We start from the raw sequence: 15,969 nt of genomic DNA on the forward strand, positions 1-15,969 counted from the left end.
GGGCAGCTGCCCCTCCAGGACGCAGACCAGCAACCTCATCCGCTGTAACTCCTTGGGAGTCATCGAAATCATGTCCTTCTTCATGGGGGACATAATCGCTAAGCAGTTACAGGGGACAAAGTCGCTAAGCTAATACAGCCTTTCGTTGCTGGCTGTCTTTCGTTCTATTTGGCGTACTCGACCGCCCGGTGCTCGCGGATGCAAGTCACGCGAATCTGTCCCGGATAGCTCAACTCGGCCTCGACGCGGCGGGCGATGTCGCGGCTGAGCATCACCGTCTGATCGTCGTTGACGCGATCGGACTGGACGATGATGCGGATTTCGCGACCCGCCTGGATGGCGAAGCAGCTTTCCACGCCGTTGAATTCCCGCGCGATGCGCTCGAGGTCCTCGAGCCGCTTCACGTAGGTTTCCAACATTTCGCGCCGCGCGCCCGGCCGGGCGCCGGAAAGGGCGTCGGCGGCCTGGACGATCACGTCGAGCGTGGTTTCCTGTTTCACTTCCTCGTGGTGGCTGCCGATGGCGCGCAGCACCTCGGCCGGCTCGCCGTATTTGCGGGCCAGTTCCATGCCGATGATCGCGTGGCTGCCTTCCACTTCGTGGTCGACGGCCTTGCCGATGTCGTGCAACAGCCCCGCCCGTTTGGCCATTTTGACGTTCTGGCCCAATTCCGCCGCCATGATGCCCGCCAGAAACGCCACTTCCAGCGAATGCTGCAAGATGTTCTGCGCGTAACTGGTGCGGAACTTGAGCCGGCCGATCAATTTGACCAACTCCGGATGAATGCCGTGCACGCCCAGGTCGAAGGTCGCCTGTTCGCCGGCTTGCTGGATGTCCTGCTCGACCTCGGCCGTCACCTTGGCGACGATCTCCTCGATCCGGCCCGGATGGATGCGACCGTCGGTGATCAGCCGCTCGAGGCTGATCCGGGCGATTTCGCGCCGCACCGGGTTGTGGCAGGACAAAACCACCGTTTCGGGGGTGTCATCGACGATGAAATCGACGCCGGTGGCCGCTTCGAGGGCGCGGATGTTGCGGCCCTCGCGGCCGATGATCCGGCCCTTCATGTCATCGTTGGGAAGATTGACGACGCTGACGGTCCGCTCGGCCACGTACTCGCCGGCATAACGCTGGATGGCCAGGGAAATGATTTTCTTGGCCTCGTTATCGGCGGCTTTCTTGGCGGTTTCGGTGATCTCGCGGATCATCTTGGCCGCCTCGTGCTTGGCCTCGCTTTCCATCGACTGCAACAAGAGCTGTTTGGCGTCGGATTGGCTCAGCCCGGCCACCCGTTCGAGCTGGATCTGCCATTCCTGCACCAAGGCATCGTATTTCTTTTCTTGCTGGGCCAGGGCGGCCTCGCGGACCACAAGGATCTTCTCGCGCGTGGTGACCTCGATTTCCTTCTCGTCCAACAGGGTGGTTTTGCGATCGAGATTTTCCTCCCGCACCACCAGCCGCTTATCCAGGTTGTCCAGCTCCTTTTGTCTTTCCTTCATTTCCCGCTCGATCTGTTCCTGCAGTTTCAAGCGGCGATCCTTGAGTTTTAGCTCTACCTCCTTTTCGATCGATTGGACTTTGTTCTTGGCTTCCTCGACTATTTTTCCGGCCTGGCTTTCCGCTTCGGCCATCCGCTGCTTCGAGAGGGATCGCTGTAGATAAAATCCCACTCCTCCGCCGACGACCAGTGAAGCGATCACCGCCAGGAGCACTAAGAGGATGGTATTCACGTTTATGCTCCTTGCAAGGTTTATATAATCGCTCGCCGCGCGGTACACGCGGTTCGAGCGCCACACCCGGGATTGGTGATACACGGCGGGGTTTAATCGGATTCGAGGAGAAAATTCGGATCCGAGGCCTGGCAATTTCGGTTTGATCAGCCGATCAGCAAATCAGGCAATCAATATGTACTTTCCTCGTCGCGAAAAAGAAGAGTGACCCGAGGCGTATACCTCAACCAAGTTGTTGAAATCTCTCGGCATGTTTTCCTCGATGGGTCCTCCGCCACGCAAAAGAGGCTGAATTACCGAAATCCCCGGCTCTCAATTCCGAGGTCGTTTTTTATGCGGTCGCCGATCGACCGACTTAATGTGTTGTGCTCCTCGAAGCCTTGAAACCACCCGCCGGGATCAACTTCCCTTTGGGATCTATTTGAAAATATTCCCCCCGCGCTAACCGTGTGATCCATCTCTTTTGAACCCATCTAATTTACATTAGGTGGGTACGAATTTACCGCAGAAGCAAAACTTGCGCTCGTCTTGCGCCATACGGCAGGGAAACGCTCCCGAACTAAAACTACTGGGTCAAAAATTTTCCGGTCATCACGCGAAAGCGCAGGGGAAATCGTACCTCCTTTGAATTATCCCCCATTGCCCAAACGGTCATTGCAGCTTGCTGTCGATGTAATTGACCAGTTCGAGGCACTGCCGATCAACCTTCTCACAGATTTCCTTGTGGAGGCCGACTTGCTTGAAAAATTCATCGGCGATGTCCAGGGCCGTCAGGATGGCGACGTTCAACGAGGAAGAACCGGCCGCTTCGGTTTCGATGCGTTGCATCTTGTCGTTCACGTATTCGGCGATTTCGCGGACGTAATCCTCGTTGCTGTCCGTCGCCAGCATCATTTTACGCCCTAAAATTTGGACTTCGACCACGTTTTCAGGCATCTCGGCCACCTTTTAATACGGGTTACATCTTACCGGCTTTCTTCCTTGATTGTCAAGGATTACCACCGGCGAAATCGTTGCCAAGCCGCATTTTTAAACAAAGAAAAAGCCGGATGAGCGGCTCATCCGGCTGCCTCGCGAAAAATGCAGAAGGGGGGATTTGAACCCCCATGAGCGTCGCCCACCACCCCCTCAAGATGGCGTGTCTACCAATTCCACCACTTCTGCGAATTTCTAAACCATCGCCCCGTTTCGTCAGGCCGATGGTATCTCATTCGGTTCGCGCAAACAAGTTAGGCTTACTCGGTCGCCGGCGCTTTTTTCTCCGGTTTGGCGCCACCGCCTTGTTCGGCGGGCGCGGGAGCGGCAGCCGGTTTTTCCGCGGGGGCGGCGGCCGGCGGTTCCATCAACGGAGCGGCGGCATCGCCGGCGGGGTTGGCGGCCGGAGCCGCCTGTTCGTCGGTCGCGGCGGGAGCCGGAGCGACCGCACCCGGCACCGCGGCAGGCAAAGCGCCGTCCTTGGTGACGGTATCGACGACCGAACCCGAATGGGAAGTCAAATAGGCCAAGAGCAGGCAGGTAACCATGAACGCCACGGCCATGAAAGTGGTCATTTTCGCCAGAAACGAAGAAGCGCCCGAGCTGCCGAACAACGTCTGTGAACCGGCGCCGCCCAGCATCGCGCCCAGATCGGCGCCTTTACCGGCCTGCAACAAAATCACCAGGATCAAAACGATGCTGGCGATCACGTGGATAATGGAAACCGCGATCATCATGGCAATATCTACCTCAAGGTTTCTACAAAATTCAGGCGCAAGACTATAGCGAGGGAAAACGAAGATTGCAAGGGGTATTTTCCGTCATTCCGGCAAAGGCGACTATCCTCATTATCTTCGTATTTTCAATAAGTTGCCGAAATCCATGTGCCGGTTAACCTCTTTCCCGACCCGGCACGATTGTTCCGAAAACACCGGCGGCCGGCGGGAATTGCCGGGGCGACCCTGAAGGGCCGCCCCGCATCATCGGCGAATCATTTCACTTCCAGCGCGATCGGTTGCGCCAGTGCCTTGGTCGCGGGATCGTAATAGTTGTAGACCTGCGATTGCGGCGCGACAGCCTTCATCGCGAAGACCGCCTTCAACCGGAATGACAGGGTCACGGGTTTGCCCGCCGTGAGTTTATCCAGGTAGAAGGTCACCTGCCGCGCGGTGGTGGAGTACTTGCTGATCTGCCTGCTTTCGACCAGCCGGCCCAGGCTTTCGGAGACCGGCTGGAATCCGGGCGGCACACCGATGTCCACCACGACCATGCCGAACTCGCCCTTCACCCGGTTGGTCACCGTTACGGTGCAGGTGACTTCCTCGTCGACGGCAAGCCGCGTTTTGTCGTACCCGACGGTGATCGCGATCGGTTCCTGCTGGCTCGGCTGTTCGACGAGATTCCACGGAATGTAATACCGGCTGACGACCTGATAGGCCGGGTTGCCCTTGCCGGCGAACGACAACACGACCTCGTTGTCGCCCTCATGCAGGTAGGAACTGGCGTCGATCTGGTGCAACACGTCGGCGTTGTCGGGGTTGATCTTCACCTGGCCGGCGGCCTGACCGTTGACGCGCACCTCGATCTGCCCGTTGATCTCCTGGCCCCCGCCGCGCGCGACATCGAGCAACACCTGCAACGCCCAGACCGTCGCCTGGGTGGAATAATAGGTGCCGAAGGTATCCTTGCTGCGGACGAGGTAATTGACGATGCGATTGACCGTCTGCGGCTGGCGTTTGTCGTGCAGATACGCCAGCGCCGCCAGAGCCGTGGTTTCGATGTCGGCGCTTTGGCCGCGGCTGTTGATCGCCGTCGCTTCGCCGCCCGCCGTCCAATAGCTGATTTCGTTTTCATCGTGGCGCTGGGCGTCGAGCCTCGCGAAAACATCGTCCTTCACCTTGGCGGCGCCCTTGGCGTCGGCCAGGGTCACCGCCAGCAGCGCCAGCGTGTAGGTGTCCTTCGCCTCGGCGTGATGAGCTTCCAGGTAGGACCGCCCTTTGGCCAGGGCCGGCCCCTGATACCCACTGCGGGCCAGCGCCCAGGTCACGTAGGCGGTGTTGCGCAGAACGTCCTTGGCGAACGCGGACGCCACCTGGTCGAGATAATGCTCGGTCGGTTTCCAGGAGCCGTCCGCCTGTTGCTGCCGCGCCAGCCAATCCTGCGTGCGGGAAATGACGTTCGGATCGACGTTGTAGACCCGGCTCATGTCGAAGAATTCCATCAAGCCGTACGCGGTCAGAATGATGTGCGCCGGCGGATTGCCGAACCATTCGAAACCGCCGCCCGGCACCTCGAAGGTCAACAGGCGCTGATAGCCCTGGTTGATGAAGCCCTCGGCCTTCATCTGAATTTCGGGGGTCAGCTTGTTCACCGCTTTGAGGTAGTCGAGCACCATCACGTTCGGATAGGTGGTGGAACTGGTCTGTTCGAAGCAGCCGTTCGGCATGCGGAAGATGTTTTCCAAACCCTCGACGACCTGACTGAGCAGACCGGAATGGACCTTGATCAACAGTTTGCCGGCGCCGGGGATCGCCTCGGCGGGCATCGTGATCGTATGGCGTTTTTCGTTTTCGAGCCGGTCGGACAGATTCTGTTCGAAGAGTTTGCCGTTGGGTTCGACCAGCACGGCGCGCTTGACGGCGTCGCTCTGCTTGCTGCCCTTGGCCGTGACGGTCAACTCGTTGCGGCCGACGTTGAGCGCCTTGAGCGCCAGGTACTCGGCCTTCACCTCGTTCGGGCCGAGCTGCACGGTCCGCGTCAGGCCGCCTTCGAGCAATTCGAACCAGGCGGCGGGCTGAATTTGCAGCGTCACCGTTTGCGGCGTCGGCAGGTAATTGTAAAGGGCGATCGGCACCTTCACGATATCGTGACGGGTCAACACGGCGGGGAAATCCACGTCGATGAAGAAATCCTGGAAGACCCGCACCGGACCCGTGCCGCTGCCGAGCCAACCGTTGCGGCTGACCGCCTGGGCCGCGATGCGCCAGGTGGTGATCGAATCGGCCATCGGCAGGTCGATGCTCGCCCGCCCCTGGCCGTCGGTGATCAACGCCGGATTGACGTACAGCGTTTCGGGGAAATATTCGCGGATGCGGATGCCGCCGCCGGCTTCGGCTTTCGAATCTTCACCGCCCGTCTGATCCTTCTTTTCCTTGTCGAGCGCCTGCTCGGCCGCCACTTCGTTGCGCATCATGCCGCCGCGGGCGGCCGCTTCCGGCATGGCCGCGCCGGCCTTGAACATCACGTCGCCGTCGGCAAAATCCTCAAGCCTTCCCCGGCGGCGGCCGAGTTGCTCGTTCACGGCGACCAGGTCGTCGGGCGTATAGAATTTACGGTCGGGACCGGCGCTGGTGATCTGGTAGACCATCTTGCCGGAAGCATTGAGGCGGTAGGGCGTGTACCAGGGGTCGAGCAAATCGCCGACGGCGATTTCATTCTGCCGGCCGTCGTGTTTTTCGTACAGTTTGCCGATTTCCTTCAGGTCATCCTGCACCTGTTTTTGCAACGCCTCCCGCACCGCGGGCTTCAAATCGTTGGCGATCTGCTGATCGACGGCCGGCTGAAACAGCGGTTCCACGGCGGCCAGCATGACCTGTTGACCGCGTTGCCGCACGGGGTCGCCGTCGGGCCGTAGCACCAGGTCGTCGGGCGTAAAACGGTGAAACTCATAGCGCGGCGTCATCAGTTCCTTTTCCAGCGTGAAGAAAATCTTCTCCAGGCCGGGTTGCATGTCCTGCAAGGCGAAAACCGCCTCGTCCACGATGGTGATCCCCAGCGCCGCCGCCACCGGATGGCCCTGGTTGTCGGCCACCTGGAATGAAATCCGTGCCTGCTCGCCGGGGCGATAGGTGTCGCGGCCCGGCCGGATGTCCACCTGCAAATCGCTTTGCGGCTGCACGTAAATCACGCGGCTGTCGCGGATGAGATTGCCGTTGGGCGAAAAGACGTAGGCCGTCACCGCAATGCCGCCGGTCATCTCGGCGGTGATCGGAATGCCCTTCACGGTCTGATGGCCGGTCAACGTCGCCGAGGAAGTCAGCAGCGTCTGGCCTTCGCGCACGAGGTCGAAGTAGACGGTTTGCGTGGCCTGGGCGCCGGACAGCACCGTGAGTTGCATCGTCTCGCCCAGGCGATAGGTCGGTTGATCCGTCCGCAGCAATAACGGGATGGCTTGCCGTTCGGGACGTAGCCGCAAGGTTTCGCTGACTTCGTTACCGCCTTCGTCCCGCGCGCGGATCGACAGGGTGAAGCCGCTGTCGTTGGGCACGTCGAACGAGAATTCCGCCAGGCCCAGGCGGTCAGAGGCGACCGTGCCCGGCTCGCGCCACCAATTATCGGCCCGCGGCGCCTGGCCGGGACGAGCCTGCAGCCACGCCTTGACCGGCGTGCCGTCGGGAGCGGTCACCAGCGCGTAAATCTTGTTCGGGACACCGCCGACCAACTGGCCGCTCTCGGGAAGCACCTGCACGATCAGCGGCGATTTGGCGACCGGAAACGAACGGAGCGCTTCCTGCGCGTGGCCCGCCGGATCGGTGACGGTCGCGTGCAGTTGGACGCGCGCCTTGCCCTGATCCACCTCGCGGCCGACCAGCGTATCGGGAAGTTTCAATTCGAAGGCGAATCGCCCCTGGTTGTCGGTTTTGCCCTGGATCGTGGCGAAGGTTTCGACGCCGACGATGGTCGCCAAGCCCTCGACGGTCACCGTCCCGCCGTTGACGGGTTTGCCGAAAATGTAATCGGCTTTGAGCGTCCCTTTGATCACGGCGCCGGGCAGATACCACTGGCGATCGCCCTCGATGGCCACCTTGAATTTCGGCAACACATAGCGTTTTACCTCGACCGTTTTTTCCGCCTTGGTTTCGCCGACCAGGGCATGGATCTGGTAAACGCCCATGTTGACTTCGTCGGCCAGGGGGAAATCGGCGTGCAGAATGCCGAACTCGTCGGTCAAGATCTTCTTTTTAAAGACTTTGTTGCCCTTGGAATCCTGCACTTCCAGCCAGGCTTCCTGCCGGGCGACGGGCAGCCGATTGCCGGCCCCGAGCGCCAGGCCCCGCAGATGCATTGTCTGGCCCGGTTGATAAAGCGGCTTGTCGGTGGTCAGCAGGATTTTCGCGTCGTGGCGGACGTTCACGGCATAGGCGATTTCCGTTTCCTGCCCCTGCCATTTGGCCGTCACCTTCATTTGCGGCGCCTCGAACGTCGCGCCGGGAATCGCAAAGCCGATGTCGCAAGTGCCTTGCTGATCAGTCAGACCGGCGTAAACGACCGCGTTTTGTTCCTTGCCCGCCAAGGCGACGCGCACTTCAGCGCCGGTCAGCGGCAGACCGGAAAAACGATCGGCCACCAGAACGCGGATCGCGCCCTGCGAACCGGCCTGGAAGTCCTTCGGCCCCAGCACGTGCAATTGCAGCGATCCCAGCACTTCCGCCAGGCTGAACGATCCGCCGACCGCGGCGCCGCCCTCACCGATCCGATAGCGCAACAAATACAGCGCCTCCTCGCCGTTCGTCGCCGGCAGCGACAAGCGAGCGCCGATCACGCCGTCAACGCGCCGATCGTCGATCGCGGCGGCTTCGACCACCGTCGTGCCGTCGATCCGCGCCAGCCAAACCCGGACCGCGCCGGCGGCGGGCCACGTCTCGTCCTCCGCCGGTCGGATTTCCACCTGCAATCGTCCGTCGCTGATCTGCCCAATCGCCTGCACCTTCCCGACCCGGGCCGCCAGCGGGTCCGGCTTGGCCGCCGTGGTCAGGCAGCTTAGAACGAGCAATGCCAAAAAAAGAACACCAAAGGCCAGCGGTAAGTACCGTTTCTTCGCTTTCATGATCATTCTCCAGTCAAGTTGCCTAACCGGATCGACAAGGCTGCCGGGAAAAAGTTCCCCGGTCGCCGGACAGTGCGTCGAATCGTGTCGGTCAGATCTTATCCCAGTCGATTTCCTTCCAGGCGCGGTGCAGGCTTTCGAGTTCGCGGATCAACCGGTTCAGCGCCTCGGGAATGTTTTCGCGGTCGGAAATTTTTCCCAGCAATTCCAGTTGCAACGCGGCTTCACGGACGCGATCGGCGTTGATGTAGGAGGCGCCGCCCTTCAGCGCGTGCGCCGCGTTGGTCAAGCCCGGAAAATCGCCGTCGGCGACCATTTTCTTCAACACCGCCACCCGCTCGTCGATGTGCTGGACGAATAGATCGACGATGTGCTTCAGAATTCCTTTCTCGCCGTCGTATCGAACCAGGGCCGTCGGCAAGTCCAACACCGCGAGGCCATCGAACATCTCCAACTCCGGGGGGCCGTCGGTGAAGGATAATTCTTGCGGTTCCGCTTTCTCCGACCAGCGGTCGATGATCGCCCGCAAATCGCGTTTGGTGACCGGTTTGCCGAGATAGTCGTTCATCCCCGCGTCCAGGCACCGCTGGCGATCCTCCGCCATCACATTGGCCGTCATGGCGATGATCGGCACCCCGGCATTGGGCCCGGCGATCTGCCGAATGAGCCGTGTGGTCTCGTAACCGTCCATTTCGGGCATCTGCACATCCATGAACACCATCGCGAAGGTTTCGCGCGCAAGCATGGCCAAGGCGTCCCGGCCGTTGTCCGCCACGGCGACGCGGCAGCCGCACTTGTTCAACAGATTGCGTGCCGCCAATTGATTGATGAGGTTGTCCTCCACCAAAAGGACGCGCGGGGCGTCGGCCGGCGGTTCGGCGCCGATCGCTTCCGGTTGAGGGCCCGCGGCCGTGGAACCTTCATCCTTTTCCGTGGCCGGTGTGATCGGCCGGTCCAGCGGCGCGGCTTCCCGGGTCAGCAACACCCGCAACGCCCGCCAGCGGATCGGTTTATCGAGCCGTTCGCCGAAACCCAGTTTGAGCCAACCGGCGGGCATTTCGCGCCCGGAATAATCCATCACCACCAGCCTCGTTTTGCCGTTCGCCAGGATCGCGTCATCTTCTTGCTCGCCGGCACCGGCCTCGCGCAACATTTCGGCGTCGACCAAAACGAGATCATAAGGCCGGCCGCTTGCCGTTGCCGCCGTCACGGTCTGGCAAGTCGACGGCCAGGTGTTGGTGGTCTCCAGCGACAAACCACCATCCCGCAAACAGCCGTCGATGATCCCCTGCACCACCGGATTCTCGTGGGCCAGGAGAATCCGCCGGCAAATCGGGGCGGGTAAATACTCCGCGGCCGTTGGCTCGGCCGCCGGGCCCAACGGCAAACTGAACGAGAAATTCGCCCCCTGCCCCGGTTCGCTGGTTACCGCGATGCGGCCGCCCATCGCCTCGACCAACTGCTTGCTGATGGCCAACCCGAGACCCGTGCCGCCGTACTGCCGGGTGGTGGACGGATCGGCCTGGGTGAAATGCTCGAAGATTTTTTCGTGTTTCTCCGCCGGAATGCCGATGCCGGTGTCGCGCACGGCGAAACGGCCGACCAATTCGCCATTTTCCTCGGTGACGCATTCCACCTGCAGCCACACGAAACCGCGCTCGGTGAATTTGAACGCGTTGTCCAGCAGATTCAGCAGAATCTGCCGCAACCGCAGGCGATCGCCGCGCACCACGCAGGGCGTCCGGGGCGTGCAACCGATCAGAAAATCCAAGCCCTTTTTCGCGGCGCGGGCGGTGAAAATGTCGGCCAGTCGATCGATTTCCTCATCGAGGCGGAACGCTTCGTTTTCCAGTTGCAGCTTGCCCGATTCGATCCGCGACAGATCGAGGATATCGCTGATCAGCGACAGCAGGGTTTCGGCGGAAAGGATCGCCATTTGCAGAAACTCGCGCTGCTCGTTGTTCAGTTCGGTGTCTTCCAGCAGGCTGAGCATCGCGGTGACGCCGTTGAGCGGCGTGCGGATTTCGTGGCTGACGTTGGCCAGAAACTCGCTTTTCGCCCGCGTCGCCGATTCCGCCGTATCCTTGGCCAGCCGCAATTCCTCCTCGTTGCGCGTCCGGAGGATGGCGTTGGCGAACATCTCGCCCAATACGCCAAACAGCTTGAGGCTTTCCTCGTCCCAATCCATTTCGCGCGTTTCGGAATGCAGGTCGAGGAAGCCCATGACCTGCAGACCGTGGGTGATCGGAATCAACAGCAGCGACCGGACGTTCGTTTCGCGCATCATCCGCCGCTCTTCGATCCCTTCCGCGCCGCCATCCTCGACATTGCGGACGAAAACGCGCTCGAAGCGTTTCAACTTGGCCATGGAAAACGGATAGTGTTTCACTGGAAACCGCCGATAACGGTCGGTCATCGACTGGATGCCGGGCATGTCCCATTCGTGCACCAGTTGGGCGACGCTCAGGTCCTCGCTCAGCAGATAAAGGCAGACGCGATCCGCTTTCGCGAAATGCCCGATCGCTTCCAGCGCGATATTGATCGCCACGTCCATCTGGGTGGTCGGCAGACTGATGAAGGACGTCGAAAGCGCCATGATGAGCTGCTCGAATTTGGCGCGATACGCCAACCCCTCCTCGGCGCGGCGGCGCTCGCGTTCTTCCCGTTGCTTTTTAATCATCGAAAGCAGCAGCGGCGCGACGTACTCGGCGGTGCTTTCCAGCAGCAGACCGTCCTCGTCGGTGTAATCCCGGTCGCGATTCACCGCGATCAACATGCCCAGAACGTGATCCCCCTGGATGACCGGCACACAGAGGGCGCGGTGGATGGGTGGGTGCCCCGGCGGCGTCGGTTGCGCTTCGTTGCGGTAAAGAAAATGCCGCGCGCGCAACGTATCGCTCCACAATGCGGACCACCGTTCCGGCGGGAAGATCGCTTCACGTCCCGTCCGCGGGTAGTGCGACCGCAAATTCGGCGACGACATCGGGCAAACCAGATTGCCGGCTTCGTCGAGATAGGCCAGCACCCCGTCCGGGCTTTGAATTTCGCCCAAAATAATTTGCAGGACCTCCCGCAGAATGACGTCCTCGCGATCGTTGAGAAACGCGTGCGCGATACGGTTGCGCAATTCCAATTGCCGTTCGCGATCGAGCAGAATGCGCTCGGAACGCTCGCGTTCGGTGATGTCGCGCGAAACGCCGAATAAAGCCGGCTGATCGTTCCATTTGCCGTGGGTCACCCGGGTTTCCACCGGAATCGACTCGCCGGTCTTGGTCAGCAGCGGGATGGTGCAAACGTCGATGTGCCCACCGATCATCACGCCGATGATCCGGCTGGCTTCCTCCCGTCTTTCCGGCGGATGCAACAGGAGAATCGGTTGGCCCAGCAACTCCTGGGGTTCGTAACCGAGCCGCTTTCCGACCACCGGATTGCAATGGAGGATTTTCCCATCCTGGTCGAGAATAAAGACAAATTCCTCGAGGCAATCGAACAGGCTCTGCAAATTTTGCCGGCTGGTGCGGGTGGTCTCTTCGGCGCGTAAACGGCCGAGAACGCCGCCGATTTGCAGGGAAACGGCCTCCAACGCGTTGCGGGCGACTGGCGTAACCTGGCGCAAGCGGCGCGAACCCATATTGAAGCAAGCGATCATCCGTTCCTCGTAAAGAATCGGAATGATCGCCAGCGAATGAAATCCTTCCGCCTCGATCTGGAAGCGGTGGCCTCCCTTCACCTCCTCGATGTTTTTAAAATAGGGCTTTCCGGCATGCGCGAGACGCGCTTGAAGGGAGTCGAGGGAATAATACGAAACCTCATTCAGGAATTGCGTCGAAAGACCCTGGTGCGCCGCCAGCCACAAATCGCCGTTTTCATCGACCAGATAAATGCCGCCGCCGTCCATTCCGGAAATTTCGATTGCGGTCTTCAGGCAGACTTTCAACGCTTCCGGCAAATCGATGATCGTGGTCAGCGTCGTCGCCAATTCGTGCTGCACCCTCATCGATTCCTCGATGCGCCGCCGTTCCGTCACCTCGCGACCGGAGACCAAAACGGTCCGCGCTTTTCCGTCGGCGTCGAGTTCGGGAATCAACGACCAGTCGAACCAGGACGAATCCGGCGTCGCCAATTCGACGCGATGCGATTTCCGGGAACGAAAAGTCTTTCGGAGGTGCTCCCGGTAACGGGCGGCGTAGGGAAGGGGAAAAATCGGATCGTCCAGGGAGATCCCGTTGACTTCTTCCGCCGCGACGCCGATCAATTTGGCGGCAACGGGATTGGCGTAAAGAATGCGCAGGCGGGAATCGAAACGGAGAATGGCGTCGTGCGAATTTTCCGTCAACAGCTTGAAGCGCGCTTCGCTTCCCAACAACTCCCGGTATGCCCGGTCAAAGTCCCGTCGCTGTTGGCGAACCGCGCGTTGTTGAACCAGGTTTTGATAAATAAAACCGGCTAGATGGACGGCATAGGTCGGCAGCGTCAGATTTATTTGATCGAATTGGCGGGCCTTCTTCCCGCCCAGCAGAAGCATGCCGACGCAACGGCGACCGCTGACGACCGGAACAATCAAACGGCAACGATCCGGAAATAATTTGCCGGTTTCGTTTTTTTCAGAGCCTTCATCCTGGCGGAGATCGGGGAGGTACCGAATCTGGCGGCGCTTCGCCGCTTCGTTGAACAGGCCGCGATTCACCGCCAGCTCAAGCCGTTTTTTTTCGTCCTCTCGATAGCCTTTGGTTTGGTACAGTCGAAAGCGACCGGAGCCGGGATCGAGGAGAAAAACTCCAAGGTACGCATTTTTCGCCGCGGCTTCGCCCGCGTTCCCAAGCGCCGCCGCAAGTTTCGGTAAACTGGTAACGGATGAAAAATCCGTGGCGATTTTTTCAATTTCCCGCCCCAAGGCAATGCCGTGCGGATCGGGCATGCAACATTCCTTTGATAGAACCAACCGGGTTGAATTCAGAGTAGAACAGATCGGCCATTCCGAGCAAGGGCATTTATCGAATCAAGGCGGAGCCTTTATCAGGTGGGTCTTATCTCGGCCGAATCGTCGCTACTCATTGGAAAGTGGTGATTTTCGATAAAAAATGATCACCGTCACACAATGATACTCATTGTCACTGGACTGCTTGACATCTTTATCCACGATATCAATGTCGGGATTGGCGTTCAACCAGCGCGTGATCACTTCACCGAGTTCTTCGCGCTCTTTTGCTTTGGTGGCAGTAAAAACCTTCACCGCATTAAACAAACTCATCGAAAAGACCTCCTTTTATCCTATTGCTGAACAACCAGTGTTGAAGTATGCCCGGACAAAATACAGAAAGAAACAGGATTTGGCAAGCTAGAAAATAAAAAAAAAGAATGTAACTTATTGAAATGACACTCAATCACTATATTCTCTAAAAAGTGATAAACAACGACGGCTTTCTTCAATATCACGTCAGAATAATTTGCCGTAAACCTGAACCGGCTTCACCGCCGAATATAAAAAAAGCAAATTGATGTCATATATTTACATTCTAAACAATATTCCGGAAGCGGCTTATACCCGATGATTTTGTGTCAATTTCCCTTGCTGCTATAGATATCAACGACAGTAACATGGCGCTTTTACAATAATAAATCCATTCGTTCACCCGCCGTTTCAGCTTTAACCGGAAATGTCGACTTCCCGCCTCGATGTTGACGGACATTCTTCAAAATGACATGCTTGATCGCATGACGATTTTACTCCACATTTGCTGCGCGCCCTGTAGCATCGTCCCGATCGACCGCTTCCGCGCCGAGGGAGTCGATCTACTCGGCTGGTGGTTCAATCCGAATATCCACCCTTACACCGAAAACGAAACCAGGCGGACAACCCTTGAAAAATACGCGGAAAAAATCGCCTTACCCATCCGGTGGCGAAACGAATACCGTCTCGAGGATTTTTTACGCGCGGTGGCGTTCAACGAAATGAATCGTTGCCGGACCTGTCTGCGCTGGCGACTGGAAACCGCGGCGGTCGAAGCCAAGTCGGCCGGTTGCGAAGCCTTTTCCACCACCCTGCTTTATTCCAAATACCAGCCTCACGAGCTGATCGCCGAAATCGGCGCGCAAGTTAGCGAGGCAAAATCCATACCGTTTCATTACCGGGATTTCCGGCCGTTCTGGCGCGAAGGAGTGGATCGCAGTCGGGCGGAAGGCATGTATCGCCAGAAGTACTGCGGCTGCATTTACAGCGAGAAGGAGCGTTATCTAGGAAAAAAGGACTCGCCAGCAGCCTCTTCAAGTGTTGCAAATCCACAACATACATAGTTGCAACTCAACTACAGTAAGGCCAAATCCGCCTCTCCGCGTATCAAAAATGCATCGGTAAAATTAATTCTATGTTGCTGTTTTTATTTGCATTTAATACAAACGCCCTTCGCCGGAAACCATGGCACACCAATTGCTTACTCTTCTAGCTGATCGTAGCCGGTTTTACTACCGGCAAGGAGAAGACGGGAAAAATGGATTATCAACAAACCATAGCCGCCGCGGTTCATTGCAGCGGCATCGGGCTCCACACCGGGAGCAAGATCACGCTGACAATTCGCCCGGCGCCGCCGGATTCAGGCATTGTTTTCTTCCGCACCGATCTGGTGGGCAAACGAAAGGTGCGCGCCACGGCAAAAAGCGTCGGCGGCACCAATTTCGCCACCTCCCTGATCGGCGACGGGTTTGTCATCAGCACCATCGAACACTTGATGGCCGCCCTGCACGGTCACGGCATCGACAACGCGCTGGTCGAAGTGGACGGTGACGAATTGCCCATCATGGACGGCAGCGCCGCCGCGTTCAGCTATCTGTTCAACAGCGCGGGATTGAAATCCCATCAGGTTCCCAAACGGTACATGCAGATCCTCAAACCGGTGGTCATCACCGAAGGCGACAAGCGCGCGGCGCTCTACCCGGCTGACGGCTTCGCCCTGACCTACGAAATCTCTTATACCCATCCGGCGATCCAGAATCAGCGCTTCGATATCGTGGTGACGCCGCAGAGCTTCCAATCCGAACTGGCCAACGCGCGGACGTTCGGCTTTCTGGCCGAAGTCAACCTGATGCGCGAGAGCGGCCTGGCCAACGGCGGCGGGTTGGAAAACGCCATCGTGCTGGGCAACTATTCGGTGCTCAACGCCGGCGGCCTGCGCCACCCCGACGAATTCGCCCGGCACAAAGCGCTGGACATGCTGGGCGACCTTTATATGGCCGGATACCCGATCCTCGGCCGCGCGCACGGATTCAAAAGCGGCCATGCCATGAACCACAAGCTGGTCATGGCCCTGCTGGAAGACAAAAAGGCCTGGCGGCTCGTCGACGGGCGCCCGAACCGCAACGCGGTGGCGGACGAACGGCAAGCCGTTCAGGTTCAAGCTACTTGATCCATTCCGCATCTCAAGTCGCGCGCTCGATCGGGCG

Annotated in this window: 8 protein-coding genes and 1 tRNA gene; 2 read left to right on the forward strand and 7 right to left on the reverse strand. The window is 59.1% G+C overall.

What is annotated here, in order from left to right; genetic code table 11:
- Window positions 1–164: 164 nt before the first annotated feature.
- The 7 genes from rny to GX444_12930 form a co-directional block, all read right to left on the reverse strand.
- Window positions 165–1,736 (reverse strand): ribonuclease Y, encoded by a 1,572-nt coding sequence (rny, locus tag GX444_12900; GenBank protein NLH49480.1) that lies wholly within the window; start codon window positions 1,734–1,736, stop codon window positions 165–167.
- A gap of 645 nt (window positions 1,737–2,381) precedes the next feature.
- Window positions 2,382–2,666 (reverse strand): cell division protein ZapA, encoded by a 285-nt coding sequence (locus GX444_12905; GenBank protein NLH49481.1) that lies wholly within the window; start codon window positions 2,664–2,666, stop codon window positions 2,382–2,384.
- A gap of 145 nt (window positions 2,667–2,811) precedes the next feature.
- Window positions 2,812–2,894: transfer RNA gene (locus tag GX444_12910), tRNA-Leu, on the reverse strand.
- A 71-nt stretch (window positions 2,895–2,965) separates the two neighbouring features.
- Window positions 2,966–3,442 (reverse strand): preprotein translocase subunit SecG, encoded by a 477-nt coding sequence (secG, locus tag GX444_12915; protein ID NLH49482.1) that lies wholly within the window; start codon window positions 3,440–3,442, stop codon window positions 2,966–2,968.
- Between the two features lie 254 nt (window positions 3,443–3,696).
- Entirely contained in the window at window positions 3,697–8,532 is a 4,836-nt protein-coding gene (locus tag GX444_12920; protein NLH49483.1) for a hypothetical protein, read from the reverse strand.
- Between the two features lie 91 nt (window positions 8,533–8,623).
- Window positions 8,624–13,450 carry a GAF domain-containing protein gene (locus GX444_12925; GenBank protein NLH49484.1) on the reverse strand — a complete coding sequence of 1,609 codons (4,827 nt, stop codon included), beginning with the start codon at window positions 13,448–13,450 and terminating at the stop codon, window positions 8,624–8,626.
- A gap of 129 nt (window positions 13,451–13,579) precedes the next feature.
- Window positions 13,580–13,783, reverse strand: a complete 204-nt coding sequence (locus GX444_12930) for a hypothetical protein (GenBank protein NLH49485.1) — start codon at window positions 13,781–13,783, stop codon at window positions 13,580–13,582.
- 464 nt (window positions 13,784–14,247) lie between these two features.
- Between GX444_12930 and GX444_12935 the strand changes: the two genes are divergently transcribed.
- Together GX444_12935 and GX444_12940 are read left to right on the forward strand one after the other, a co-directional pair.
- Window positions 14,248–14,826, forward strand: coding sequence for an epoxyqueuosine reductase QueH (locus GX444_12935; protein ID NLH49486.1), 579 nt, complete (start codon window positions 14,248–14,250; stop codon window positions 14,824–14,826).
- Between the two features lie 194 nt (window positions 14,827–15,020).
- Window positions 15,021–15,932, forward strand: coding sequence for a UDP-3-O-acyl-N-acetylglucosamine deacetylase (locus GX444_12940; protein ID NLH49487.1), 912 nt, complete (start codon window positions 15,021–15,023; stop codon window positions 15,930–15,932).
- The last annotated feature ends 37 nt before the right edge of the window (window positions 15,933–15,969 follow it).

This window comes from Myxococcales bacterium (assembly GCA_012517325.1).
GTDB lineage: Bacteria > Lernaellota > Lernaellaia > Lernaellales > Lernaellaceae > JAAYVF01.